Source organism: Serratia sp. root2 (genome assembly GCF_031931805.1).
Taxonomy (GTDB): Bacteria; Pseudomonadota; Gammaproteobacteria; order Enterobacterales; family Enterobacteriaceae; genus Serratia; species Serratia inhibens.
In genome coordinates this window covers 354,144-379,811 of record NZ_JAUJXB010000003.1, presented here as the reverse complement: position 1 = coordinate 379,811, position 25,668 = coordinate 354,144, and the positions used below count along the sequence as shown (strand labels likewise).

Genomic DNA, 25,668 nt, shown 5'->3' with positions numbered 1-25,668 from the left:
CTTCCTGCCGTACTCCGCGACCTTCCTGATGTTCGTGGAATACGCCCGTAACGCGGTGCGCATGGCGGCGCTGATGAAAATCCGCAATGTGTTCGTTTACACCCACGACTCCATCGGTCTGGGCGAAGACGGCCCGACGCACCAGCCGGTCGAGCAAATCGCCAGCCTGCGTGTGACCCCGAACATGAGCACCTGGCGTCCGTGCGACCAGGTGGAATCGGCGATTGCCTGGCAGTACGGTATCGAGCGCAATGACGGCCCGACCACGCTGATTTTCTCGCGTCAGAACCTGACCCAGCAGCCACGTACCGCCGAACAGCTGGCCAACGTGTCCCGCGGCGGCTACGTGCTGAAAGACTGCGCGGGTACGCCGGACGTGATTTTGATTGCGACCGGTTCGGAAGTGGGCATTACCGTGGAAGCGGCAGACAAGCTGAGCGCGGCGGGCACCAAAGTGCGCGTGGTGTCGATGCCGTCGACCGACGCGTTCGACAAGCAGGACGCGGCTTACCGTGAATCGGTGCTGCCGGCGGCGGTCACTGCCCGCGTGGCGGTGGAAGCGGGTATCGCGGACTACTGGTACAAGTACGTGGGCCTGAACGGCGCCATCGTGGGCATGACCAGCTTTGGTGAGTCGGCTCCGGCAGACCAGTTGTTCAAAGAGTTCGGTTTCACCGTGGACAACGTGGTGGCCAAGGCGCAGGCGCTGCTGAAATAAGTCACGGCAGGGGCGGCTCATGCCGCGCCCTGAACATGACAACGCCAGGCCCGGCAAATTGCCGGGCTTTTTTATGCCATAACTTGGTGAATTTGCAGGTATTGCAGCAGCATAATGGTTTTGCCGTCCTTGATCCTGCCGTCGGCGATCATCGCTACCGCCTCGGTGAACGGCAGCTCCACCACTTCGATATCTTCATCTTCGATACCGCCGCCGGCGGCACGGCGCTCGTCGTCATGGTATTCGGCGATAAAGAAATGCACGATCTCGGTCACGCCGCCCGGCGACATGTAGGCCTCGAAAATCTTCTTCACGTCACCGACCTGAAAACCGGTTTCCTCCACCGCTTCACGGCGCGCGCACTGCTCCGGGGAATCGGCGTCCAGCAGGCCGGCGCAGGCTTCCAGCAGCATACCGCTGTCGTTGCCGTTGACGTAGGTCGGCATGCGGAACTGATTGGTCAGCACCACCGTGCCCTTGGCGCGGTTATACAGCAAAATGGTGGCGCCATTGCCGCGATCGTACACCTCGCGCATCTGCTGCACGGAACCGCCATCCTTGCGCTTCAAATCAAAGGTGTACTTGTGCAGCACATACCAGTTATCCGACAGCAACTCTTTCTTCACATTCTCAATTTTCGCCGACATGAACCCTTCTTCTTTTCCATTAGCTGAATCGCAAAAATGATACCGCGATTGGGTCTCAAGGCGACAACGGATTTGCAACAAAAAACCCCACGGCTCAGGAAAAGCGGCGGGGCTATGGGCATTGAAGGGTTTAAAACCCGTTGGGAACGTCGCGCATATCCGGCAGCTTATGGGCGATGCCCTTATGGCAATCAATGCAGGTTTTGCCTTCGGTTATCGCCTTGTCATGCATCTTCGCCGCCACGGTTTTCTGCGCGGTGAAGTCCATATACTCGAAGTTATGGCAGTTACGGCACTCCTGCGAATCGTTGGCCTTCATCCGCGCCCATTCGTTGCTGGCCATCGCCAGCCGGTGCTGGTCAAACTTCTGCGGCGTATCGATCAGGCCGAACGCCTTGGCGTACAGCTCCTTGCTGGCTTTCAGTTTGCGCAGCATTTTCGGTGCCCACTCGTGCGGCACGTGGCAATCCGGGCAGGTGGCGCGCACGCCGCTGCGGTTGTTGTAATGCACCGTACCCATGTATTCCTCATACACGTTTTCGCGCATTTCGTGGCAACCGATACAGAACTGTTCGGTATTCGCCGCCTCCATGCCGGTATTAAAACCGCCCCAGAAGATAATCCCGGCACCAAAACCCAGCAATAACAACGTGCCCAGGGCCAGGCGGCTGGGCCTGCGCCACCAGCGCCACAGGCGCAGCAACGGGCCGGTTTTTTTTTCGGTCGGGGTGTGATCAGGTTCTGCCATAAGGCCTCCGTTTAGCGCCCAAAGCCCGGCATGGGCTGGAAATCATTGCCGACAATCGGCGCCGCATCGGTTTGCGGCACGTGGCACTGCAGGCAGAAATAGCGGCGCGGCGCAACGTCGCTCAGTACCCGGCCATCACGATCCATAAAGTGCGTCGGGCTGATACGCGGCGCGCCGGTGGTGCGGTAATGCTCCACCCCGTGGCACTGCAGGCAGCGGTTGGTGTTTTTGCTGACCTGATAACCGTCCACGCTATGCGGGATCATCGGCGGTTGATTGACATAGTTCAGCGCCATCCGTTCCTGCTGTTTAGGCGTGGAGATTGGCCCGACGGCGGTGGCGGAGACCTCCGGCGACTGGCTGAGATCGACATCGCCGGCGGCAAAGGCCAGGCCGGTAAACGCCAGCGACAACGCCGCTGCCCACAGGGCAAGCGTCTTTTTCACGACAGGGCTTTTCATTTTTATTTGGCTCCCGGGTAATAAAATGGGTGTTGAACGCACCTGGGCGCACTCACGCCTTCTCCAGCTTCACCGCGCATTTCTTGAAATCGACCTCTTTCGATAGCGGATCGGTGGCGTCCAGCGTCAGGGTGTTCACCAACTGCGCGGCATCAAAGAACGGCATATACACCAGCCCACGCGGCGGACGATTGCGGCCACGGGTTTCGACCGTGCTGATCACCGCGCCACGGCGCGACAGCACTTTGACCTTGTCGCCACGGCGCAGATTACGGCTCTTGGCATCCAGAGGATGGATAAACAGCACCGCCTCCGGGAAGGCGCGGTGCAACTCCGGCACCCGCCGGGTCATAGAACCGGTATGCCAGTGTTCCAGCACCCGGCCGGTAGACAGCCAAAGGTCGTATTCGCCGTCCGGGCTTTCCGCCGCCGGTTCAAACGGCAGCGCGAAGATAACCGCCTTGCCGTCCGGTTTGCCGTAAAAACGCACCGCCTCCCCCGCTTTGACATAAGGATCCGTACCTTCGCGGTAGCGCCACAGCGTCTCTTTGCCGTCGACCACCGGCCAGCGCAAGCCGCGCGCCTGATGGTACATATCGAACGCGGCCAGATCGTGGCCGTGGCCGCGGCCAAAACCGGCATATTCTTCGAACAACCCCTTTTGCAGATAGAAGCCAAAGGCACGCGCTTCATCGTTGAGCTGGTCCGCCGGGATTTCCGTCAGCGGGTATTTATTCACCTCGCCGTTGGCGAACAGGACGTCGTACAGCGTTTTACCCCGGTATTGCGGATTTTGCTCCAGCAGTTGCGCCGGCCATACCTCTTCCACCGTGAAACGCTTGGCGAACTCCACCAGCTGCCACAGATCGGATTTGGCCTCGCCCGGCGCTTTCACCTGCTGGCGCCAAAACTGGGTGCGGCGCTCCGCATTGCCGTAAGCGCCCTCTTTTTCCACCCACATGGCGGTCGGCAGGATCAGGTCGGCGGCCAGAGCGCTGACGGTCGGATAGGGATCCGACACCACCACAAAGTTGCGCGGATCGCGCCAACCCGGCATCCGTTCCTCATTGATGTTCGGCCCGGCCTGCATGTTGTTGTTGCACATCACCCAGTAAGCGTTCAGCGTGCCGTCTTTCAGCGCACGGTCCTGCGCTACCGCATGCAGCCCGACTTTTGCCGGAAGGGTACCGGCCGGCAGTTGCCATTTCTGCTCGGCCGTCTGGCGGTGTTTTTCGTTGGTGACCACCATGTCGGCCGGCAGACGGTGGGCAAAGGTGCCTACCTCGCGCGCGGTGCCGCAAGCGGAAGGCTGACCGGTCAACGAGAACGGCCCGCAGCCCGGTTTGGCGATCTTGCCGGTCAACAGGTGCAGGTTGTAACACAGGTTATTGGCCCAAACGCCGCGCGTATGCTGGTTGAACCCCATGGTCCAGTACGACACCACCTTGATATTCGGATCGGCATACAGCTTCGCCAGCGCTTCCAGCTGGTCTTTCGGCACACCGCTCATTTCCGCCGTTTTATCCAGCGTATATTCGGCGACAAAAGCCTTGTACGCCTCAAAGCTCATCGGTTCCGAGGCATCGCTGCCCGGATTCCTGGCCGCTTTTTCCAGCGGGTGGGTCGGGCGCAGGCCGTAACCGATATCCGTCGCCCCTCGGCGAAAATTGACGTGCCGATTGAGGAAGTCCTGATCTACGGCGTTGTGTTGAATGATGTAGTTGGCGATGTAGTTCATGATCGCCAGATCGGTCTGTGGCGTGAACACCATCCCGTTATCCGCCAGTTCGAAGCTGCGGTGCTCATACGTCGACAATACCGATACGTTGACTTTCTCGTTGCTCAAACGGCGATCGGTAATGCGCGACCACAGGATCGGGTGCATTTCCGCCATGTTGGAGCCCCACAGCACGAAGGCATCAGCCTGCTCGATATCGTCATAGCAACCCATCGGCTCGTCCATGCCAAAGGTGCGCATGAAACCCACCACCGCCGAAGCCATGCAATGGCGGGCGTTCGGATCCAGGTTATTGGTGCGCAGCCCGGCCTTGAACAGTTTGGCGGCGGCGTAGCCTTCCCACACCGTCCACTGGCCGGAGCCGAACATGCCCACCGCGTCGGGCCCCTTCTCCTTCAAAGCCTGTTTGAATTTTTCGGCCATGACGTCGAAAGCCCGTTCCCAACTGACGGGGGTAAACTCGCCTTCTTTATGGTACTGGCCGTCTTTCATGCGCAGCAGCGGCTGGGTCAGGCGATCTTTGCCGTACATGATTTTCGGCAGGAAATAGCCTTTGATGCAGCTCAACCCGCGGTTGACCGCCGCATCGGGGTCCCCCTGCGAGGCAACGATACGGCCATTTTGAGTGCCGACCAGCACGCCGCAGCCGGTGCCGCAGAAGCGGCAGGGCGCCTTGTCCCATTTGATGGCATCCGCACTGCCTGCCACCGCCTGCGCTACCGTTGGAATAGTCAGCCCGGCCGCCGCCGCAGCGGCCACCGCGGCGTTAGCCTTCATGAAGTCTCGACGACTGAGTTTCATGGCGTTACCTCACCTTGCAAGTCCTGCTGGTGATAAACCAGCGATACCGCCAGCACGCCGTCCAGATTGCGCACTGACTCAATTTTTTCCAGCAGCGTCTGGGAGCAAGACGCCTGCATCACTACCACCAACTTCCCCTGTGGCCGATCCTGCACCGGGATTTCGGTGTCCGTTATCGCCAGCAGTGCCAAGACAAGCCGTGGAATTTTTTCCGGCCGGGCCTGCACCACCAGCCCGCTTACGTGCCATTCGTTATTCATTGTTTTCGCTCCGGATTAGGGTGACGGCATTCGCCGGGCAGCCGGCAACACAGGCGCCGCAGCCGTTACAGGCCGCCGTATCCAGCATGGGTTGCGCCATCTCGCCCAGCCGTGGCCGAAAGCGGATCGCCTGCGGCGCGCAGCTGTCCTGGCAACTGCGGCATTCAATACCTCTTTGCGCCAGGCAATCGGCGCCAAACGCCGCATATTGCCGCCAGGGGATTTCCGCCAGCGGGCGAAACAGCGGCGCTTCGCAGGCCTGCGCGCAACGCCCGCAAAACGTGCATTCCGCCCGCTGGAAATCAATCTCGGGAAAGCCGCCGCTGCCGCCGATCAGTACGCCGGTTTCACAGGCGCGAATGCAGGCCTGGCAGCGGGTACAACCGGCAATAAAAAGGGACTCTTGATGCGACCACGGGGGGCGGTTCGCCGCCGAAGAGAGACGCCATTGTCCGCCGAGCAGCCTGCGCCGCGACAATACGGTCATGCTGTTTATCCTTGAGGTTGCAAACATACCCACACGCCAGTTTGCGGGCAGCGGCTATAGCCTGGGGATTTAAAACCCTGAAAAATACGGAGGTAACATAAGAGGAGTCCGGGGGGTATATAATCACCCTAAAGGGGTAAAGTGGGGGTTTCATTGCGCTAGGTCAATAAAGCGTTGAATATAAAAATCAATCACTTGTGGCGACCTGTTAGCTGTTCATCGCTGCTAAAGGCCGCCTAAACGTGGACAAGGTGTGGACGTTAGCCCACTACATCAAGCCCCCCACTTAGTGGGTTCAACGCAACGGCATCTTGCAGATATTCTGGAGAAAAATGCGCATACACCATCGTCTGTTGAATCGTTGCATGACCAAGTATCCGTTGTAAGGCAATGATGTTGCCGCCCTTCATAATGAAGTGGCTGGCAAATGTATGCCGTAAAACGTGGGCCGCTTGGCCTTTCGGTAAATCGGGTTTAATAGCTTTCAGCTTTAATCGAAACTTGGGGTAGTCAACATTGAATAGCCGCCCCGAATCGCTCGTTTTGATCTCATCCTGAAGCACTGATGAAATTGGCACCGTTCGCGGTTTGCCGCTCTTAGTTACCATGAACGTGACCCGCCCGTGATTTACCCTTTCCGCAGTCAAATTATTGGCCTCACCAAACCGAGCACCCGTACTCAAGCAAAAGAGCGCAAAACGCCTTTCCTCTCCTTCCAACATGCTAAGTAGCCTTGCGACCTCCGGTATTGAGAGGTAGGTCATTTCAGGGTGTTTTTCTTCAAGCTTCCCAATGCCGCGCAGCGGATGCTCAGCGGTAAATAGGTCGGCTTTACACAAGAATGAAAACATTCCAGACAAACGGCCCAGGTCGCGATTTATGGTTGCAGCAGTGATACCGAGTGATAACCGGCGTGCGCGGTACTCCAGAACAGTGCGCTTATTGAAACGGTTAACGGCTGGATCGCCAATATCTGCGACCGTCTTTTTCAACTGGCATAAGTAGGTTTGACCACAGCGAAGGTTCTGGCCGTGATATAGCCACCATGTATCCAGTAACGTGCTCAATTGTCGGCGGTCAACTACTGCGCCTAACCATTCCTTTCTATCTGCATTTGCCAGGACGTAGCGTTCAAACGCCTGTGCTTCCATCTTCTTATTGAACCGCTTGCGGATACGCTTTCCATTGCGACCGGCTGGGCGGATGTCCACTTGGTACTGACCATCATCGAGCTTCTTAATCGACATAGCGAAGCCCTCCGATGAATTGCTCATCTTGGTAACAGATTGTGAAAATGTATTCTTTGTAAAGGTTTATCCAATTTTCTTTTCGGATTGGGACGATTCCGCGCTCTCTTGCCCAGAGTGTGCGAGAGCCGGTGCTATTTGCCCGGATTCTGGCGCTGTCTGGCCGGTCATCATCCAGAGCGTGTATTTAATGAAGCGAGGGTGTTGCAGGATTTTCATTAAAACAGCTGATCCAGGCTCTGCAAAACCACCGTCGTACTTCTTCACCGTACTAATTGAAATCTCTAGCATTTCGCTAAATTTAGATTGACTTAAACCTTCAGCCATTCTCATTGCCTTCATTTTTTCATGTATCTGCATTGACGAGTTCCACATCTGGATATAGTATTCACGCAAAGGTATCCATATACGGATACACCTGAACAACAAAACATCAACCGCCATATATGGCAGTTAGAAGCAGTTAAAGGCAGTTGATCCAGAGAGGTTAGCACACATGATCGAGAGCTTTCAGGAAATCAAGCACCCGGTAGACGCGGTGCATTACGTGAAATTCGCCGAGATGATCGGCAAACCAGCCACCGCAGTGAAAACGATGATTGATGACAACAAGTTGCCAATCATCCCGTGGCGTGTCCCGGGTGGTAAATCTAAGAAGGGAGAAAACTGGGTATTCCTGCCGGAGTTCAACCGCGCCATGCGTGACGCATTCGAGAACCGCCCGAAAGAGCAGCGCGACGCGTGGTTGTTGTGGTTGGGGCTTTAATCATGAAAGCCCCGTTCTTCGCAGCCGCTAACCGTGTGATCCGCATGTACGAAATGCGCCAGGAGCAAGCATTCCAACGTAGCCCAGCGCATTCCCCGTCCGAAATCCATTGGGCAAGCGAAATGTTGTATTCACTGGCGGGCGCCGCGGGATATGCAGCAAGTAAAGAAGCGATCGGGTTGCGCGATGCAGCCGACCACTGGCGGAACCATGAGAAGGTTCCCGACTTTTTCCCCGAAGAGATTGAGGATTGACCATGACTATCACACAGCAATGTCCATCAATGGCGGCCCTGTTGACTCAGGCACACCAGATTACCCACCGGAGCCACCGCCGCGGATGGCTGGAACTGCCAGACGGTCGCCACTTCCAGCCATCTGTCGCCAACGTGCAGTTTTTACCTGGGCTGCAAAAGCCTTATATGTCCCGACCGCGTCGGCGCTGGTTCGCTCGCTTGATGGGCATTTTCGCTTAGCCGGGGAAACCCGGCCCTATCTTAAAGCGTCCCCTTTCCTTTTATGTGGGTGATTGGCGTCACTGGGGACGCTTTAAAATAGGTAATTAATAATGAACGGGGGATTTATGGGCGGTATTACACAAAGTCAGGAAACAAGGAAATTGCCATTCCGCGATTTTTGCGTCGAATGGCGAGAGAACGCCAAAATAAATCAAAATGTCGCCTGCCGTCATTTTAATGCAAACCATAACTGCCAGGAACAAGGCGACGAAGACCGAGAGGTGATCTTGTTCCGGGCTAATCGTATTGCTGACAAGCGGGGACAGAAAAAACCTTTCCGTACGTCAGACGCCAAACGCCGCTTTGAGACATTCACCGAAGCCGAGCGGGAATTAATAGTTCTGGCGATGAATGCCGAAAGCCGGTTAGGCCGCTGCCTACCGAAGTTTATTTCCATCGCTGACCGCACGCTGAATCTTTAATTAACAACCTGTAAAGCACTGGCGCGTTTATTCCGTGCCGGGATTTTTATTGCCTGAAATTGGAGGTACCGCCATGCATTACGCGTTTTATATCCTTCTCGCCATCGTCCTGATCGTCAATGGAACGCTGGCCCTCCACTGCTGGCGACGCTGTCGCACTACGGCACCTCGTCCAGAGGAACGCAACTATGACTAGGCTTTACTCCCCCAGTGTCACCGGAAGATTGAACCAGGCTAAGCCCGAATGGAGCCAGGGCGATATAGCGTTACTTATGAAGCACAAGGACACATTGACCGCCGCCGCTATTGGCAATCTCATGACGCCACCACGTAGCCGAAGCGCCGTTATCAGCAAGGCCAATAAACTGCACGTGAATCTTACGGCAAGAAGCTTTACTCATTTCACAACCGCGGAAAGTGAGTTTATTGAAAATAATGCGGGAAAAATACGCGTAAAGGAAATGGCCGAGAAGTTAGGCAAGCCCGAATGCGCTATCAGAAAACACGCCAACTACAAGGGCATTAAGTTACGTATCCCCAATGACGATATTTATTTAGTGCATCAGCTAAGAACGAATTACGGCCTGAGCTACTCAGAAATTGCCAAAAAGTTCGAGGTATCAACTGGAACGATTTTCTATTGGTGCCGGAAGCTTCAAGAAGATCAGTCAATAACCGACCAAACCAATGAGGTGACAAAATGAGCTACCCAGTAAAACCTAAACATACAGAAAACTTGCGCGTAATTATCAGCTTCCTGCGTGCGTTAATTCCAGCTGAGAACAATGCATTCGCAAAAGCGCAAGTTGGTGTTTTTGCCGACATGATAAACGATGCCATTGTCGAATTAGATGCACGTCAAAAAACTGCCGGTATAGGCCAGTACACTGAGGAACTGAAGGAGGAAGCTAAAAAGCAACGCCAGCGCATCGAGCACCTGGAGCAATACAAAGCGGGCTGGCTTTCTATCATCAATGCTTGCAATGAAGCCTACCCGCATTGGGCACCAATATCTGAAACCGATTTCCTGCGGGTCGCTGACTTAATCAAGTCTGTAGCCGCTGACCCCGTCGGATTTCACGCCCGCGATGCCATTCTCGGTGGAGCAAATGAGCATTTCAAACGCCGCTATGCTGGGCATGGCCGCCGTGTTCTGTTCATCCAGAAGAAGGACACCGACGAAATCTGTCTCCGCCAAGTGATCGCCACCCAGGCACTGCAAGCCTTAATCATCGCGGGGCTGAATACCGACGCCTGGGAAAACTACACCGACCTTTCTGCCTCCGCTTACGCGATCGCCGACGAGTTCCTGACCGCGGGAAAAACATCTGCCCCGAGGCTAGAAAGATATATCAGCAGCCAAGACATCGATATTTTCCGCCAGTGGTATAACGCCGTTGAAGACACGAATAGGCCTTTCTTAAAAGACTATGACAAAGCCGCATACCTCAAGATTTTGTCCTTTTTGGAAGACTCAGCCGCTAAAGGCGGTGCGCAATGACACCACAACAGCAAGCGAATAAATGGCTGGGCGATGACCGTCTGATTTTCGATACCGAAACAACCGGTTTAGGTGTTGATGCCGAGATCGTGGAAATAAGCATTATCGATTGCAATGGGTTCATCATGCTCAACACGCTGATAAAGCCAACAAAATCAATCCCATCAGAAGCCACAGCGATCCACGGCATCACCGATGAAATGGTGGCAAACGCCCCGACATGGCGAGATGTGCATGGTGCTGTTGGCGCTATGTTTTTTGAACATGGTTTTGTTGCCTACAACGCTAGTTTTGATGCTCGGATGATTATCCAATCAGCCCGTTTGAATGGGCTTGGTTATGATGGCTTATGTTCTTTTATTGGTGAAAATTCTCATTGCGCCATGCTGGCCTACGCGGAGTATTACGGCGAAGAAAGCAACCGTGGCGGCTACAAATGGCAAAAGCTGACCGCCGCTGCTGAACAACAAGGCGTCGTCATTGAAGGAACGCCACACCGTGCACTTTCAGATTGCCTGACCACTCTCGGTGTTATTAAGGCCATGGCAGCAGGCGGTGCGCAATGAGCATCCATATCACGATTGACGATCGCTTCGTCATCACCAGCGACGCGCACCAGTTCATCCTCAACCAGCGTGTAGTCGGCAAAGCAGGAAAGAGCGCGGGCGAAGAACGCCTGGTCCCACTGGCTTACTGCCCGACCATTCCCCAGTTGGTCAACGTTCTCATTTACCAACACGTCCGCGAATCCGATGTCCGCAGCATTTCAGAACTGGCCGCCAAGATTCTGCGTATCGGCCAGAAGTGCGAAGCAGCCTTCAGCAGCGAGGAACATCACAATGAAAACCCATGAACTGAAGATTACTACAGCCAATTTTTGCTTTGTGGTGGCCGGGGTTAAAAAGGCGGAGTTTCGTTTCAACGACCGTGATTTTCAGGAAGGTGACATTCTGAAGCTTCGCGAGTGGTTGCCTGAAGCTGAAGGCTACACCGGTGAATATGTGCATGTTCAGATCACACATATCACTGACGTCAGTGAGTGGGCGCCAGGCTATGTCATGCTGAGTATCAAACGAGGCCCCTGGAAGTTATGACCAAAGCTGTGAAAGGTCGTTACTCCCCGACTCCGCCGCTGCCCTATCCGGGCGGCGGCGCTGTCGCTTCTGATCTGCCATTCACCTGGAACGCACCGCGCCAAGCGATAAACCCGCGCCAGGAAGAAACCCCGACCGCGCCGCCCCAATCATCCCTGGCCGGTATCATCGCGCTGTACACCTCGGAACGCCGCCACCTGGCCGAACAGGCGGAAGCCCTGAGCGAGGCCACCTGGCGCAAATACTTCAATAGTGATGAGCGCGACCCGGAACTGCGCGGCTTCAACCAGGACAAGCGCATTAGCCAGGTCAAACTGGCACGGGAAATGTATCGCCACAACCCCGCCCTGGCCGCCCAGGCAGACCTTAATGCCCAGCCAAAATTCATCCGCCAGCCGCTGCAACAGCGGGTCGACTATTTGCGCCGGGAAGAAGGCGACGATCGGGCCAATGCGTTTTTATGCGACATCGTAAAAAGCGAATTGGCACGGTTGGACGTGGTACGTAACCGCCAGCAAACCATCGGTTTTCGGCATATGGCCCGCCATGAAGGCATGGAAACCCTGCTAAGTTTGCCGGAGCTGTACCAGGACGACGTTAAAGGGCTTGCCGTCAAAGTAGCCACCCACATGGATATGCTGTTCGTTGACCTGTACGAGCAAATTGTCACGGACGAAGAGAACATAACACCCGACGACCTGCTCCAGCTTTACCGCCTGGTCGCCAACGAGGCGGCCAAGTTGTGCGTACAGCCGCCGGGTTATCATGCATTACTGCATAAAGGTACCCGCCGCGCTGAGATCCCCTATGACCTGATCCCCGGTGCATTGGCCCGCTTGCGCTGCGCAAATTGGTGGTATCGAAATCTGTGGCGTCTGCGTTGCGAATGGCGCGAAGCCCAGCTCCGTGCTGTCTGCCTGGTGCATAAGCACGCGTCCGTTTATATCAGCCATGACGCCCTGATACACAAGCGCGAACAGCGTCGCAAGGCAATGGAGTTTTTCAAGGCGCATGAGCTGACCAATGAGGACGGCGTCACGCTGGCGATGGAAGACGTGATCGAGGCCAGCAACAGCAACCCGAAGCACCGCCGCAATGAAATGATGGCCTGCGCCAAGGGGCTGGAACTGTTGGCTGAAATGCGCGGCGACTGTGCCGTCTTCTATACGATCACTACCCCGTCGAAATATCACGCGACGCTGGCGAGCGGAAAACCTAATCCGAAGTGGAACCACACCACCCCACGCGAAACCAGCGATTACCTTGTCAATCTGTTTGCCGGTATCCGCAAGGCAATGCACCGCCAGGGCTTGCGCTGGTATGGCCTGCGCGTGGCCGAGCCGCACCACGACGGAACAGTACACTGGCATTTGCTGTGCTTCATGCGCAAGAAAGACCGCAAGGCGATCACCACCTTGATGCGCAATTTTGCTATTCGGGCCGACCGGGCCGAACTGGGGCCAGGCCTGGGTAAAAACATCAAGCCGCGTTTTGATGCCGAGCTGATCACCAAAAGCAAAGGCAGCCCAACCAGCTACATCGCGAAATACGTCAGCAAGAACATTGACGGGCGAGGGCTGAAAGACACCATCAGCAAAGAGACCGGAAAATCCCTGAAAGAGACAGTGGAGAACGTCACCGCCTGGGCGTCGCTGCACCGCGTGCAACAGTTCCGATTTTTCGGCATTCCGTCGCGCCAGGCTTACCGCGAACTACGGTTACTGGCCGGGCAGTTGCTTCGTAAGCAAGACCCGCAACAGGCAAAGAAACCCGGTACCCCGATGCTGGCAGACAAGAAAATGGACGACGTGCTCGCCGCCGCCGACGTCGGCTGTTTCGCCACGTACATCAGCAAACAGGGCGGCGTACTTATCCCGCGCAAATACCATGTTGTCCGCACCGCTTACACCTCATCGGAGACACCGAACGATTACGGCGATCACGGTACGCAAATTTATGGCGTCTGGTCGCCACGCCTGGGCGATGCCTCCCGCATCTGTACCCATTCCGGCGACTGGAAAATGGTACGAAAAACCGACAGCAACGCCCCTAATTCGGCGACCGACGCCAACGGCGGCGATCGCTTCGGGTTTGACGTTGACCATCAGGGCGGCCCTACCGCCCCTTGGACTCGTGGCAATAACTGTCCCCTTGAGCAAAATTCAAACAGCGAAGGGGGAGAGATTGCCACGCATGAAAAGCCGGAATACCTCAATTTTGACGTACTGGGATATAAAGAGCGGCGGGAGCTACTGAAGCGATTGCGGGATGATGAGCCGAAGAAGGTGCAGGAACGGCGCCAGCCCCAACCACCTACGCCCGGAGAGCGTGCATTATCACCACAACAGGACGAACTGATCGGGAAACTGGATGATTACGCCTTCACACTGGGGATCGATATCAGCCGGGCCGCACTGCGGCGCCTGGTCATTGGGCAAACGGTCAACATTGACGGCGACCGCTACCGCGCCGGGCCGGAGGGCGTTTTATACCTGGTACGGGAGAACAATACGCCGTCCCCTGGCGAACTGATCACCCGCTTCGGGCGGGCACTTCGCAAGAACAGCAGCCAATAAAAAACCCGCTTTCGCGGGTTTCATGTTAAATCGCTTGCCCCTGGAGCAAGTCCAGCGCCATCTGCCGTTCGTCCGGTCTCAGTAAACTGAGTAGCGACCGCACCAGGCTACTGCCTGTTTTGGCGCTGGGGCTGATCGTGTGCGAGAAGGTGACGTTTAACACAAACGTATGGCCACACTCCACGTCAGAGCACGCACAATACAGGTCGGACAATTTTTTATCTTTCCGGCATGTTTTCCGAATAATGGCATTATCACCACACTCAGGACAGTAAACCTTCATTACTCGCATAGCTTCCCCCGAAACCGCTTTATTTATCATATTTTAACCGTTTCGGGGGTAAGGGCAAACTAAAGCGACCAGCCGTATTGATATAAGAAAATCGACTTAATCCAGTTCCTGAAAAAGGCCACTTCATCAGCGGTCAGTGCGCGGCTAAAGATGGCTACTGCGGCAATTTCAGCAGGCTTACCATTCACACTCCCCAGGGCGCCACCTAATGAGCCGATCATGATATTCCCACCAATCTCAATATGCCCCCCTGGTGGCAAGCCATACGCTTTGGCTGCTGTTACCCCTTTCTGCGTAAACCAGAAATTGCCGCCGTTCAGACCCGCTGAACTCCGGGCTTCAATAATGGCCCACTCCCCTGGCGTATACGGCGTACTGAGCTGACCCAGCGCGACACTTCCGTCGCTGCTTACCAACGCATTGTTATAATAAAAGCTGTTCGGGCGGAACATGATGCCGGTGCCTTGGGACGTCCCGCCCCCAGGTTTGGGGCCGTTAAAGTTGGACAGGATAGCCGACTCATCCGCAGGGTTTGGCGCCTTAGCAATGGCAATCAACGTCATAGAATCAGTGTGGGCAACACCGGAATCAATGTAGTCGACAAGGCTATGAAAGGTTGCGCTCATATCGTTGAGCAACGGCGTACCTACAATACGGCCACGCTTTTTCCCCCGCACCAGGTTCCGGCTTAAGTTGCGCGTCGGGTCCGAAAAGTCGGGGTTATCACAGAAAAAATTCAGGTATTCGAGGCCAGCCAATGGCGCGGGGATACCGTTAGAGCGGCGGATCGCCCGCGCCCCTTTTGAAACAATTGTCATGCCGATGTCGATAATGTCACTCATTTTTTAGCCTCGATACGGTACGCGGCGCACGCGTTGTTTAACGGATAGGGTTTATTGACATAGGTCGGCAGATTGGCCGCAGCAAACTGGCCGGAACCTTCGTGATATTCGTAGTTATAGAGCGACAGCGTGCTGTCCGAGTCATACAGGTTGCCGTCGCCGCTGTAGGTAGTTTGCCCGGCATACCAGACGAACACCGGTGCCACCAGGTCACGATCTGCGATAATGCGCGTAATGGTATCGGCGGCGATCTCGACTTTGGTGATTGTCACAGCGCCAACAGCATCAACCAGGCGATAGCCTTTATTTTGATACATCGTGGGGGTGATCGTGCTGAATGTCTCCCGCCATGCTACCGGCCAACGCATGACCATATGGTCGACCAGCGCCTCCTTGCCTGAATAGGTCGCGTTAAGCGCATGCATCGGGAACCATTTACGACGTAAATCAATGGTGTGGTGCAGCACTTGGCCGATCTTCTGACCCAGCCACCGGTAGCCGTTTGGGTCACGATGCCCGCCAGGTTTTGATGGAACTGGATAATTTGGCCCTGCGCAGAAGAAATTATCGCGCTCATTTTGCAATTCGATATGTGCCGTACCGATAGAAAGGTTAGTCGAATCTCGTGTGTAGACATCGCCCGTCTGGGTCGTGATAAATACAGGCCTTTTATTGGTGCCAAAAATAGCTTGGTTTTCGGAAGCGATAGTGTCGCCCATTGAACCCAGCTCGACTTTATATTCATCTAACTTCGTTGTACCGTCGGTACCCAGGTAGTTCCATTCATTACCGATATAGATACCGGCAACAATGCCACATGTTAGCGTCCGCCCCACTTCAGCAGATTTAGCATCAACCAAAGATTTGATGTTATTTAGCGCTTTTAGTACCCGGTTTTCGTAATGACGTGATTGTGCACCTTTTTTAAGTTGTTCAATCGAACGCCCGGCAACACAGCAGTTAACAACGATGATTTTCCGGTCGGGGTTAGACGTGGCCCCCTGCATCTGTAATTGCAGCTCTCGCCAGAAATGAATGGCGCTAACCTCAAGGCTTTCACCCTCACAAGTGCTTTTTTCATCTAATACGGCCACCTCTTGATCGGACAGCGCCAGGGCCGGGTTAGCAGTGCTTTGCACCACCGCCCGCAAGTCCTGGAAGATGTTTTCCCCCAGGGGCATATAGGTGCCATTACGAGAACTGCCCCGGACAGAGTTGCCAACCATCAAAATATTGCCTACCTCACGCGCCACCTTAGTGAGAGCAGGCCAACCCTCCATTCCAGAGCCGAGGGATTGACCGTAAACAAGCACGATGCAGTAGTCCCAAATCATCCCGGCAATGTCATGCGCCAACACCTGGGATTGTTTGAGCATAGATGCCAGCTTGTTGCGGTTATCTCGCTCAATCAGCGAGTTATCCGGGGGCGTAGGCGGTGTGGGGGTCGTCGGGGTGTAAACATCTTCAGGCTGGAATTCGAAGCCCTGGGGATCGCACTCAATGCGACGCCCTTCTGTGTTCGTCGTGATGTAGAACGCATTATTTTCAATATCACGATTACCGACAAATGCGTCTGGGGTACCGAACCCCCCTGTTTTCTCAACCTCAAAAATTGAGAACAGACTTTCGTCACGCAGTGCGGCGGCTACCTCCCCGGTTTCTGGGCGGAATGCCTGGCCGAGAATATGATCGGAAAGCGTCGCAACCTTCACACCTTGCGTGCGGTACACGGATGTGTCGTTTTTGTCGTTTTGTGCAACGGGTAATACGTCATTGCTGCCTAGCGTTTCAGACGCATTTAATTCGGAAATACGCTTTCCCGCCGGTTGGTCACTCATCTGTTGCCCCTCGTGTTGTCTCAATAATAAATCGCAGGTGTAATGACTCCGGGACTTCCGGGTCAGTGTTCACGGCGTTCATGAACATTTTTTGCAGCGGGATCACCTCGTCTTTGCGATAGGTTTCACGCGCTTTAACTGGGTCGCCCAAGCCCCCGGCATTTTCTGGAATAATCCCCGCCAAGCCCGCGGGGAATCGGTGTGCATTTAGGATGTCCTGGGCGGAGATATTCTTGACGCTGGCAAACTCGTCTTTGGCGCCAATATCGCCAACAGAGATAAACTTCACCCCGTCCGGGTCGCCTTTCGGGATATTGATGTACAGGTTACGGAAATTGCCGATCCCCTTGCTTTGTTCAACCTTCTGTTTGATCTCGTCTTCCATTTCATCCGACAAGTTGGCATCCGTGGTATAGAGAATGCCGCCCATGTGGGCACCGTTGTGGTAATAGCGGCGGCGGAAAATGGTTGCTTCGCTGTTCAACAGGGCGCTGTTGATGCCACCGATATAATCAGGAAGCCCGTAAACCTGTTGCTGTGGGTCGTATTGTTTGATGAAGATCACGTCTTCGGGGTCATAAATTAGCGGCGCCCCCTTTTGCAAAAGGGCGAAAGAGTCGTCCTTGCGCACCCGCAGGTACAGCGACGGCAGCGGCGCCAGGCGAATAACTTCACCGAAGTAGTTCCGTACCTTCAATAAGCCCGCATCGCCGAAGGTGGTGAAATCGAACGCCGCCGCTTTCAGCTCTTCATGTGACAGGCCGCCACTCATGTAATCAGCCGACATCATGTTGCGCCGGGCGTAAATGACCCCGCCGTGCTGGCCGTTGCTGTTGACCAGGTTCGCCAGGGCCAGCCGGTCAATCGGCTGCGTCCAGTGGTCAAAGTCGCTGTCGTACCAGACATCCTGGTAATCGGTACCACTTGTCAGCACCATTTCCGGCGGTCCGAAAACCACCGACCCCGGCTTACCGCCGGTCATGCTGGGCAAGGCTGAGAACTGTTTGCCGCCTTGGCGGCGCTGCTGCTGGCGCTTTTTCTTTTTCATGCTGCCTTTCCGAATGCCCAGGTTGATTTACGTTTGTGCTCGTAGTCGATCGGCTCGTTGGCTACGGCGTGAGAGATAGCGAAGAAAACATCCGCATGGCCGGTTTCGGCGGTGCGATCGGCTACAAAGGTCAGGCTGTTGCCGCTAGCCGTGGTGGTGCGGCGGATAGCCAGGAAGCTGGCAGGGATTTCGGTTTGGTCTTTGTCCCATTCGATACGGTTTTCACCGATGACGTCGATCATCTTCAGCACCAGACGGTTTTTGCTTTCAACGCTGTAATGGATTGGCACGGCTTCGCGCATGGCAAAATGCTGCACCAACTCAAACACACCGCGCCCGCTGCCGGTAATGTCGATACCGATATAGGTCATGTTGTAACGCTGTTTCAGCGCCTTGATCTGCTTGGCCTGATAGTTGAAGTTCATCCCCTGCCAGTAGAAGGTGGCCAGAACGCGGAACCGCTCCCCGTCAAACAGAGGCGGCGCCACAATGACAAAGGTCGAGGTATCGCCGGTGCGTGCCGGGTCGAAACCGGCCCACACTTCACGATTGCCGAAAGGCCGTGGCGCATCGGGGTTGTGATCCAGCCAGGTATCGAAATCAACACCGCATCGCTCCAGGTCGCTGAATTTGAAGACGCTGTCCCCGGAGTCGACGAACACGCACATGTAAAGCATGTTGAAGGTGTCCGGGTTGTACTTGTTGCGCAGCCGTTCGATGTCGACCAGTTTGTCGAGGCCACCGGCCACCGCGTCTTCCATCGTGACAATGAAACGCCACTGGCCATCAGGACACAGGCGCCCGCCGTCACGCATCTGGTCGAAGGTCGGGAATTTAACCGCGCTGCGTTTCTTGCTGCCTTTCTTCCACTCGTCACCCGTCCAGAAGGGGTACGCCTGGTGCGTCTTGGCGCTGGGGGTAGAAAAATAGGTTGTGCGCAGGTGTTTATGGGTTGCCATGGCGGAAGACACTTCATTCAGCACATGGAAGTTGGGCACCCAGAAATATTCGTCACAGTACAAATGGCCGCGGTGAGATTGCGCCGTGTTTTTGTTGGTCGACAGGAACATCATTTCGGCGCCGTTACTCAGGCGGATGTCCTTGCCGGTCAGCGTCAGGTCGAAAAGTTCCTGGGCAAATTTGACGATATAAGAGCGGAACACCTCCGCCTGTCGCTTCGACGCCGACAGGAAAATCTGGTTCTCCCCAGTCAGAACCGCGTCTTCGAAGGCTTCAAAGGCAAAATACCAAGTGGCGCCAATCTGGCGCGACTTGAGCAGGTTGCGAACCAACTGATGCTTGTTGTCGCGCAGGGTCTGCTGATAGGCGAACAGGTTCTCTTTCGCGAAGTATTCGAACTCCTCCCCCGTCAGTTTCGATATGTCGTTCTTGCGGTACTTCCGTTTTTCGGGCTTTTCATCGTCAGGTATCCCGGCGCCCGTTTGGCTCCCTGCCCTGGCCGCCGCCATCTTCTCTTCGTGTTTATAACGTTGAGTCAGCAAGCGGACGTGCTTTTCTATCAGCATGTCCAGCTCTTGCGCCTGCTCCGGGCTTTTATTGTCCCGTGGCGCCAGCGCCATGATCCGGCGGTTAATACACTCTTCGACGCTTTCCGCGCTGAGCATGTCGCGCCAGCCATCTTTTTGCGCCCAGTGGTATATGATCCGCACAGAGGGCAGATTAAGCTCTTGGCGTATTTCTTGCGGCGTCCACTTTTTTATATAAAGGGAACGGGCAACGCCTTTTAATTCATCTGAATATTTAGCCATGCGCTTATTATGCAGTGCAAAAATAACGAAAATGACAACTAAATATCGGATGCATTCGGTAATAGGGCTATATCCGAACGTATAAGAAAAAAAGGGAATGCGAGCACATTAAATATTCGCAATACTGCAATTCGCCAAGTAATTAAATTTACCCCAACTGATTAAAAGGTCTGTTATGCCTCAATTAGTTTCTGACTGGTTACGTGTTTGCACGTCCGGCACATCCGTAGACGGGCGTCCTATAGAACCGCAATGGCTGATTGATTGCGCAAACAATTACAGCCGTGAGACATACACCGCACTGTTGTGGCCTCAACATGAAGATGATATTTCAATGCGCCAATACGCTTATAACATGGGCGAAGTTGACGAGCTGAAATATGAAGAGCAAAACGGTGTAGTCGAGCTATATGCGAAATTAATCCCAAATCAATTTTTGATTGACGCTAATCGCATGGGGCAAAAACTTTTCACCTCTGTGGAAATCATCCCCGACTTTGCCGGTAAATATTCTAATTACCTCATGGGCATGGCCGTTACTGATATTCCGGCCAGTCTGGGGACTGAGAAACTTTCCTTTGTGTTCGACGGTGAAACGGTCGAAGGCAGTCGCGGAACCGTGGAAGCGTTCAGCCTGGGGAAATTATCAAAACGAAATAACGACAGCGGCAAAAAAACCTCTTTCTTAGGCCGCTTATTTACCACCGGTAAAACCTTCACCCCCGAAGAAGACGCTACCGCCACCCTATCCGAAGAGGAAACAGGAAAAATGGACGAGTTAAAAGACCTCATCACAGCGCTGGCGCAGCGTCTTGATGCACTGGAGGCTAACGCCAACGGCGACGCCGAAGCCAGCACCCCGGAAGAAGCCGCTGACGCAGTCGCCGATCTGGCCGATGAAATTGCCGCAGTGGCCGACGAAGTCGCCGCCGCCGCTGAAGAAGTTGCAGCCAACCCGGAAGACGAGGTGAAGCAAGAAGAGTTCACCGCGAAAAAAGCCAAGATGGCCCAACTGTGGCAAACCTTCTCCGCCAAGACGCCCGCAGCGAAACGCATGTCACGCCGTCAAGGACGCCGTCAACCAGCAGCCAAGCCAGAATCGCAGGACTTCAGCGTCCTGAAAACCCAGCTTGCGGCGTTGACTGAGCGCATGACCCAGTTGTCGACTCGCGCGACGCCATTGCCCAGCAAGACGCCAGCAGGCGGCAAAAAGCCGTTTGAATTCGTCTAACGGCGCCTAACCACCACTTTCAGGGGATGCAGACATGCAACTGAACCAACGCGCCTTTGCGCTTATTAACCAATACCTGGGCGGTCTGGCGCTGTCCTATGGCGTGGATAACCCGTCGCGTTATTTCTCGCTGACCGACCCGAAGGAAACCAAGCTGCGCGATGCCCTGCTGCATAGCTCTGCATTCCTTCAGATGATCACCGTGATGGACGTCGACCAGTTACAGGGTCAAGTGGTTGCCGTCGGCAATCCGGGTCTGTTCACCGGTCGCAAAAAAGAAGGCCGCTTTACCAAGAAAGTCGGCGTGGATGGCAACGAGTACAAGCTGGTTGAGACCGACTCGTGCGCCCAACTGACCTACGCCCTGCTGTCTGTTTGGGCCAACGCGGGCAGCGAAGAAGAGTTCTTCCAGCGCGTTACCAACTTCAGCAATGAATCGTTTGCCCTGGACATGATCCGCATTGGTTTCAACGGTACCAGTATTGCCGAAGACACCAACCCGGCAACCAGCCCGAACGGTGAAGACGTCAACCGCGGCTGGCACAAAATCGTCTTTGACCGTTCACCGGGTCAAATCGTTACCGACGCGGTGGTACTGGGCGAACACGGCGACTACAAATCTCTGGACGCCATGGCGTCGGATTTAATCAACACCAAGATTGCCGAGCAGTTCCGCCAAGACCCGAACCTGATCGTGTTGTGCGGCTCCGACCTGGTGGCGGCTGAAGAGTTCCGCCTGTACCAGGCAGCCGACAAGCCAACCGAAAAGAACGCCGCGCAGCTGCTGAGCAAATCTATTGCCGGTCGCCCCGCATATGTACCGCCATTCATGCCTGGCAAGCGTTTGATCGTCACCACCCTGTCGAACCTGCACATTTACACCCAGCGCGGCACGCGCCAGCGTAAATCGGAATGGGTCGACGACCGCAAGGCATTTGAAAACAAATACCTGCGCAACGAAGGCTACGCCGTCGAGTATGACGAGATGTACGCCGCGTTTGATGAAAAGGCCGTCACGATTTCCGACGACGTCCCCGCCCCAGGCGGCGAATAACCCTTAACCGACAGTAAGGATTGAACATGGCACTTTCACCCTGCCAGCGACACACCGCCCGCATCAAGGCCGAGAAGGCCCTGGCGGAAGGTCGCGCACTGAGTAGCAGCCCGGATAGCTTGAACGTCCAGTTCCGCAGCCTGGACATGGACGTCGCCCGCCTGCGTGACCTGCCGCAAGTCGCCGACAGGGTGGAAATGAAGCGCAACATCCTGCTGCCGAAATGGACGCCGACAGTAGAGCAATACCTGAAAGACGGTATCGCCTACCAAAACCCGACGTTCGCTTATTGCGTGATCTGGCTGTTTGACGTTGGCGAATATGACATGGCCCTTGAATGGGCCGATATCGCCATCGAACAAGGCCAGGCCACCCCCGAAAACTTTGGCCGGACGTTCCCGGCATTCGTGGCCGACACCATGTTGTCCTGGGCAATGGCCGAGGCTGACGCCGGTCACAGTGTTGAACCGTACTTTAGTCGCACCTTTACCAACATCTGCGACAACTGGCGGCTGCACGAAGAAATCAATGCCAAGTGGTACAAGTTCGCCGGGCAACTTCTGCTGAAAGACAAAAACGGCAAGGTGCAGCCCACGGCGATCGACGACGTGGCTGTCCTGGAACAGGCCGACGCCCTGCTGGCGAAGGCGCACAACTATCACCAGCCGGTCGGGGTGAAGACATTGCGCGACAAAATCGCCGCCCGTATTCGGTCACTCCAGGCCAATTAACGACTACCGCAAGCCGGGGCGGGCACGGTGGAGGCTGATAACCCGTAAGGTTTTCGTGGCCAAAGAAACCGGTTAGCCCGCTTCTCTTTCACAGGTGATGTATGAGCTTAGGATTCAGTGGCAAAAGCCTGGACTACCAGGACGTGACAATCGCCAATACCGCCGTGCCGTTTTGGCCGGACTTGAACCTGGGCGAGTTTCAGAAACAACGCGCCATCCCGCCGCACATGGACGGTGCTACCGCGGTGCAGGCACTGCTGGCCTCCGTCAGTGAGGTGAACAAAAGCCTGGCGGGTTACGTGGAACAACAGCAGGCCAAAGGGTACGACGCAGCCCTGGCCGTGCCGGGCGCCACCGTCAACGGTGAAAACCAACTGACTGCCCAGTACAAAAAGGCCGTGTATGCCCGCGCCAAAGCCGATTTGATGGGCGAATTAGCCAGTATTGGCCGGCGGGAAACTCACCCAGGCCAGGAGAGCAACGAGACCCGCGAATCGCTGATCGCCGAATCGACGCTGGTCATTCGCAACATCAAGGGCAAATCCCGCGTTGGGGTCAGTCTGGTATGAGCCAGTTAACGAGCCTGACCGCGTTTTTGCAGGAAAATCTGCCGGTTAGAGTGCGTGACTTTGACAGCTACATGGACGACCAGAAAATCGTGTCCAGCAACAAGGACATGGGGATGGGACAGCGTCGCATCGGATACACCACGTACACCGGCGAACTGCGCTGGGACGACTGGCCCTATCGCCTGTGTGACCCCCAGTTGCTGTACACGCTGGTGCTTGTCTGGCTGGGTGACCATGCCAATGACCTGCGCGAAGAACTTGGCCTGGAAGACCCGGACATCGACCCACAACCCATTGACGAGCAAACCGCGATTGTCAGTGTTTCCGTCCCCTTGGTGGACGAACTGGGCATTATCGAAGACGAAGACGGGCCAGTGCCGCACGACAATAAACGCTGGCGCTTGGGCGACCCGGTGGTACTGATTGCCGAGACGGCCACCGTGTACGGCGCCGACAACGTCGGGGCCAACGTGGACGGCAACAGCGAATGATCCATGGTGAGCTGAATAAAGCCCAACTGGCCGCCCTGAAAGAGGCGTTAGCCTCCGGCGACATGCCCGCTAGAAAGCAGCAGCGCCTGCTGTGGCGCATCGCCAAGCTGGGCGTGATCACCGCAGCAAAGCGTAACGCCCGTAACCAGACAGATCCCGACGGACAGCCCTGGGCAAAGCGCAAGCGAGGCAAAAAGAAGATGTTACGGCAGTTACCGAAACTGCTGCACGTCAAGGAAATGCCGGAAATTGGCGCCGTGCGCATTTATCTCCAGGGCGGGAAGTACCAGAACGCCGGGAAATCCGTTGCCGCCGGACTGATTGGCGCCGTGCACCAGGGCGGCGCCAGCATCCAGGGTAACGCCGGTACCGCACCGCGGCCCAGCAACCAGGACAAACCGGCCAATGCCCGGCAGGCCAGGAAGCTGCGCAAGCTGGGTTACAAGGTCTGGCGCGGCAAGCGGTATGCCAAGGCCACGGCAAAAGAAATCACGGAAAAAATGAGCATGGCCCAGGCGGGCCTGCTGATTAGAAAGCTAAGCGCTAAGCCGCCGAAGCGTACCTGGAAAATTGATATTCCCGCCCGCGTATTCCTGGGCGTGAGTGACGACGAGTTCAACCGCATTCTTGCCCGCCAGCTCCAGGCTATTGGTTTTGGTTGGGATGTGAAGGCACAAGACATTAAGGGGAAACAATAATGACCTGGCCGAATGTCACCATTAACCAGCTCAACCAGTACCAGGGCACCACCAACGAGGTGGAGCGCGTCCTGTTGTACATCGGTATCGGCGCCGCAACCGGCGGCCTGCTGTCAGTCAACAGCCAGTCTGACTTCGACGCCCTGTTAGGGGCCGCTGACAGCGTGCTGAAAAGCAACGTGAAAGCCGCCTTTGCCAACGCAGGCCAGAACACTTTCGGCTATGTCCAGGTATTGGCCCCCGAGGCCAAAACGGAGGATTGGGTCGCTGCCATCAAAGCCGCGCAAGCCGTCGCATCCGTGGAAGGCGTGGTGTTGCTGATCGACGTCAAAGCCAAAGCTGACATTGAGGCTGCCAATACATTACGCGCTGACCTGATTGCCCGTTACGGGCGTTGGGTGTGGTTCATCCTGGGCGTGCAAGGTATCCAGGCCGAAGAGACCTGGGCGGAGTATGAAACACGCTTGGCCGCACTGGAGAACGGCGTCGCCGCCTTCGGCGTGCAGTTGGTGCCGCGGCTGTGGGGAAATGAACCCGGCGTTCTTGCCGGTCGACTGTGCAACCGTAGCGTGACGATTGCCGACAGCCCTGCCCGCGTTAAAACCGGCCCGCTGTTGAACATCGGCAGCACTGAAAAGCCTACCGACAAGGACGGACTTGAAATTAGCCTGGCGAACCTGCAAACGCTGAATGCCAACCGGTACAGCGTCCCGATGTGGTACCCGGACTTTGACGGCATGTACTGGGCCGACGGGCTGACGCTGGATGTAGAAGGCGGCGACTACCAGGTGATCGAATACCTGCGCACCGTCGACAAAGCCGCGCGCCGGGTGCGTTTGCAAGCCATTACCAAAATCGGCGATCGCAGCCTGAACAGCACGCCGGGTAGCATCGCGGCAAACCAGGTGTACTTCAGCCGTACATTGCGTGAAATGTCGCGCAGCACCCAAATCAACAACGTTGCGTTTCCTGGTGAGGTGAAGACACCACGCGACGGCGACGTGGTGATCACATGGCTGGACAGCAAGAACGTCAGCGTTTATCTGACCGTCCGCCCGTATGAAAGCCCGAAGGGGATCACCGTCAACATCTTGCTGGATACCAGCCTGGACACGGAGTAAC

The 25,668-nt window shown here is 55.6% G+C and carries 31 protein-coding genes; 18 read left to right on the top strand and 13 right to left on the bottom strand.

Translation table 11 applies throughout. The features are described 5' to 3' along the window. Window positions 1-718: transketolase-like TK C-terminal-containing protein (locus QZQ97_RS17865; RefSeq protein ID WP_311994545.1), on the top strand; the 718-nt coding region annotated here is incomplete at its 5' end. Window positions 719-789: 71 nt separating this feature from the next. On the opposite strand, the gene nudK is transcribed toward QZQ97_RS17865, so the two are convergent. The 8 genes from nudK to QZQ97_RS17825 form a co-directional block, all read right to left on the bottom strand. Beyond that, entirely contained in the window at window positions 790-1,365 is a 576-nt protein-coding gene (nudK, locus tag QZQ97_RS17860; RefSeq protein ID WP_311994544.1) for a GDP-mannose pyrophosphatase NudK, read from the bottom strand. Between the two features lie 130 nt (window positions 1,366-1,495). After that, window positions 1,496-2,113 (bottom strand): cytochrome c-type protein NapC, encoded by a 618-nt coding sequence (gene napC / locus QZQ97_RS17855; RefSeq protein ID WP_311994543.1) that lies wholly within the window; start codon window positions 2,111-2,113, stop codon window positions 1,496-1,498. An 11-nt stretch (window positions 2,114-2,124) separates the two neighbouring features. Further along, the gene (gene napB / locus QZQ97_RS17850; RefSeq protein ID WP_311994542.1) at window positions 2,125-2,574 is read right to left on the bottom strand and encodes a nitrate reductase cytochrome c-type subunit; all 450 of its coding nucleotides are present in this window, start codon (window positions 2,572-2,574) and stop codon (window positions 2,125-2,127) included. A 52-nt stretch (window positions 2,575-2,626) separates the two neighbouring features. Next, window positions 2,627-5,113, bottom strand: coding sequence for a nitrate reductase catalytic subunit NapA (napA, locus tag QZQ97_RS17845; protein WP_311994541.1), 2,487 nt, complete (start codon window positions 5,111-5,113; stop codon window positions 2,627-2,629). Further along, the gene (gene napD, locus QZQ97_RS17840) at window positions 5,110-5,373 is read right to left on the bottom strand and encodes a chaperone NapD (RefSeq protein ID WP_311994540.1); all 264 of its coding nucleotides are present in this window, start codon (window positions 5,371-5,373) and stop codon (window positions 5,110-5,112) included. The genes napA and napD overlap by 4 nt, the downstream gene beginning before the upstream one ends. Continuing rightward, window positions 5,366-5,860, bottom strand: coding sequence for a ferredoxin-type protein NapF (napF, locus tag QZQ97_RS17835; protein ID WP_311994539.1), 495 nt, complete (start codon window positions 5,858-5,860; stop codon window positions 5,366-5,368). Before napF ends, napD begins: the two co-directional genes overlap by 8 nt. Before the next feature lie 260 nt (window positions 5,861-6,120). Next, window positions 6,121-7,107: a phage integrase gene (locus QZQ97_RS17830; RefSeq protein WP_311994538.1), complete on the bottom strand. Its 987-nt coding sequence runs from the start codon at window positions 7,105-7,107 to the stop codon at window positions 6,121-6,123. Between the two features lie 66 nt (window positions 7,108-7,173). Then, on the bottom strand, window positions 7,174-7,467 hold the full coding sequence (locus QZQ97_RS17825) for a helix-turn-helix domain-containing protein (RefSeq protein ID WP_311994537.1): 294 nt from the start codon (window positions 7,465-7,467) through the stop codon (window positions 7,174-7,176). 136 nt (window positions 7,468-7,603) lie between these two features. Between QZQ97_RS17825 and QZQ97_RS17820 the strand changes: the two genes are divergently transcribed. From QZQ97_RS17820 to QZQ97_RS17775, 10 genes are all read left to right on the top strand, one after another. Next, complete coding sequence (locus tag QZQ97_RS17820; protein WP_311994536.1) at window positions 7,604-7,873, top strand: Cox family DNA-binding protein; 270 nt, start codon at window positions 7,604-7,606, stop codon at window positions 7,871-7,873. 2 nt (window positions 7,874-7,875) lie between these two features. Then, complete coding sequence (locus QZQ97_RS17815) at window positions 7,876-8,127, top strand: hypothetical protein (RefSeq protein WP_311994535.1); 252 nt, start codon at window positions 7,876-7,878, stop codon at window positions 8,125-8,127. 2 nt (window positions 8,128-8,129) lie between these two features. Further along, window positions 8,130-8,348, top strand: coding sequence for a phage filamentation protein Fil family protein (locus QZQ97_RS17810; protein WP_311994534.1), 219 nt, complete (start codon window positions 8,130-8,132; stop codon window positions 8,346-8,348). A gap of 107 nt (window positions 8,349-8,455) precedes the next feature. After that, window positions 8,456-8,812, top strand: a complete 357-nt coding sequence (locus QZQ97_RS17805; protein WP_311994533.1) for a hypothetical protein — start codon at window positions 8,456-8,458, stop codon at window positions 8,810-8,812. A 188-nt stretch (window positions 8,813-9,000) separates the two neighbouring features. Continuing rightward, a complete protein-coding gene (locus tag QZQ97_RS17800; RefSeq protein WP_311994532.1) occupies window positions 9,001-9,516 on the top strand; it encodes a hypothetical protein in 516 nt (171 codons plus the stop codon). Beyond that, on the top strand, window positions 9,513-10,313 hold the full coding sequence (locus QZQ97_RS17795; protein WP_311994531.1) for a hypothetical protein: 801 nt from the start codon (window positions 9,513-9,515) through the stop codon (window positions 10,311-10,313). The genes QZQ97_RS17800 and QZQ97_RS17795 overlap by 4 nt, the downstream gene beginning before the upstream one ends. Next, entirely contained in the window at window positions 10,310-10,879 is a 570-nt protein-coding gene (locus tag QZQ97_RS17790) for a 3'-5' exonuclease (RefSeq protein ID WP_311994530.1), read from the top strand. The genes QZQ97_RS17795 and QZQ97_RS17790 overlap by 4 nt, the downstream gene beginning before the upstream one ends. Continuing rightward, window positions 10,876-11,166 (top strand): DUF5405 family protein, encoded by a 291-nt coding sequence (locus QZQ97_RS17785; RefSeq protein ID WP_311994529.1) that lies wholly within the window; start codon window positions 10,876-10,878, stop codon window positions 11,164-11,166. The genes QZQ97_RS17790 and QZQ97_RS17785 overlap by 4 nt, the downstream gene beginning before the upstream one ends. Then, entirely contained in the window at window positions 11,153-11,407 is a 255-nt protein-coding gene (locus QZQ97_RS17780; RefSeq protein WP_311994528.1) for a DUF3850 domain-containing protein, read from the top strand. The genes QZQ97_RS17785 and QZQ97_RS17780 overlap by 14 nt, the downstream gene beginning before the upstream one ends. Further along, on the top strand, window positions 11,404-13,983 hold the full coding sequence (locus tag QZQ97_RS17775; RefSeq protein ID WP_311994527.1) for a replication endonuclease: 2,580 nt from the start codon (window positions 11,404-11,406) through the stop codon (window positions 13,981-13,983). Before QZQ97_RS17780 ends, QZQ97_RS17775 begins: the two co-directional genes overlap by 4 nt. Window positions 13,984-14,008: 25 nt before the next feature. Here the strand turns inward: QZQ97_RS17775 and QZQ97_RS17770 are convergent, their stop codons facing one another. From QZQ97_RS17770 to QZQ97_RS17750, 5 genes are read right to left on the bottom strand one after another with little or no spacing between them, the layout of a single operon-like run. Then, a complete protein-coding gene (locus tag QZQ97_RS17770) occupies window positions 14,009-14,275 on the bottom strand; it encodes an ogr/Delta-like zinc finger family protein (RefSeq protein ID WP_115061052.1) in 267 nt (88 codons plus the stop codon). 59 nt (window positions 14,276-14,334) lie between these two features. Next, the gene (locus QZQ97_RS17765) at window positions 14,335-15,117 is read right to left on the bottom strand and encodes a hypothetical protein (protein ID WP_311994526.1); all 783 of its coding nucleotides are present in this window, start codon (window positions 15,115-15,117) and stop codon (window positions 14,335-14,337) included. Further along, complete coding sequence (locus QZQ97_RS17760) at window positions 15,114-16,955, bottom strand: hypothetical protein (RefSeq protein WP_311994525.1); 1,842 nt, start codon at window positions 16,953-16,955, stop codon at window positions 15,114-15,116. The genes QZQ97_RS17765 and QZQ97_RS17760 overlap by 4 nt, the downstream gene beginning before the upstream one ends. After that, window positions 16,948-18,003, bottom strand: coding sequence for a phage portal protein (locus tag QZQ97_RS17755; protein ID WP_311994524.1), 1,056 nt, complete (start codon window positions 18,001-18,003; stop codon window positions 16,948-16,950). Before QZQ97_RS17755 ends, QZQ97_RS17760 begins: the two co-directional genes overlap by 8 nt. Beyond that, window positions 18,000-19,772 (bottom strand): terminase large subunit domain-containing protein, encoded by a 1,773-nt coding sequence (locus QZQ97_RS17750; protein ID WP_311994523.1) that lies wholly within the window; start codon window positions 19,770-19,772, stop codon window positions 18,000-18,002. The genes QZQ97_RS17755 and QZQ97_RS17750 overlap by 4 nt, the downstream gene beginning before the upstream one ends. Window positions 19,773-19,947: 175 nt before the next feature. Between QZQ97_RS17750 and QZQ97_RS17745 the strand changes: the two genes are divergently transcribed. The 7 genes from QZQ97_RS17745 to QZQ97_RS17715 all read left to right on the top strand — a co-directional run bounded on the left by QZQ97_RS17745 (window position 19,948) and on the right by QZQ97_RS17715 (window position 25,667). Then, window positions 19,948-21,003, top strand: a complete 1,056-nt coding sequence (locus tag QZQ97_RS17745; RefSeq protein WP_311994522.1) for a GPO family capsid scaffolding protein — start codon at window positions 19,948-19,950, stop codon at window positions 21,001-21,003. A gap of 34 nt (window positions 21,004-21,037) precedes the next feature. Then, a complete protein-coding gene (locus tag QZQ97_RS17740; RefSeq protein ID WP_311994521.1) occupies window positions 21,038-22,057 on the top strand; it encodes a phage major capsid protein, P2 family in 1,020 nt (339 codons plus the stop codon). 26 nt (window positions 22,058-22,083) lie between these two features. After that, complete coding sequence (gene gpM / locus QZQ97_RS17735; protein WP_311994520.1) at window positions 22,084-22,788, top strand: phage terminase small subunit; 705 nt, start codon at window positions 22,084-22,086, stop codon at window positions 22,786-22,788. Between the two features lie 101 nt (window positions 22,789-22,889). Beyond that, the gene (locus QZQ97_RS17730; protein ID WP_311994519.1) at window positions 22,890-23,357 is read left to right on the top strand and encodes a head completion/stabilization protein; all 468 of its coding nucleotides are present in this window, start codon (window positions 22,890-22,892) and stop codon (window positions 23,355-23,357) included. Next, on the top strand, window positions 23,354-23,848 hold the full coding sequence (locus tag QZQ97_RS17725) for a phage tail protein (protein ID WP_311994518.1): 495 nt from the start codon (window positions 23,354-23,356) through the stop codon (window positions 23,846-23,848). Before QZQ97_RS17730 ends, QZQ97_RS17725 begins: the two co-directional genes overlap by 4 nt. Next, window positions 23,845-24,546: a phage virion morphogenesis protein gene (locus QZQ97_RS17720; RefSeq protein ID WP_311994517.1), complete on the top strand. Its 702-nt coding sequence runs from the start codon at window positions 23,845-23,847 to the stop codon at window positions 24,544-24,546. Before QZQ97_RS17725 ends, QZQ97_RS17720 begins: the two co-directional genes overlap by 4 nt. Then, on the top strand, window positions 24,546-25,667 hold the full coding sequence (locus QZQ97_RS17715; RefSeq protein ID WP_311994516.1) for a DUF2586 domain-containing protein: 1,122 nt from the start codon (window positions 24,546-24,548) through the stop codon (window positions 25,665-25,667). The genes QZQ97_RS17720 and QZQ97_RS17715 overlap by 1 nt, the downstream gene beginning before the upstream one ends. The last annotated feature ends 1 nt before the right edge of the window (window position 25,668 follow it).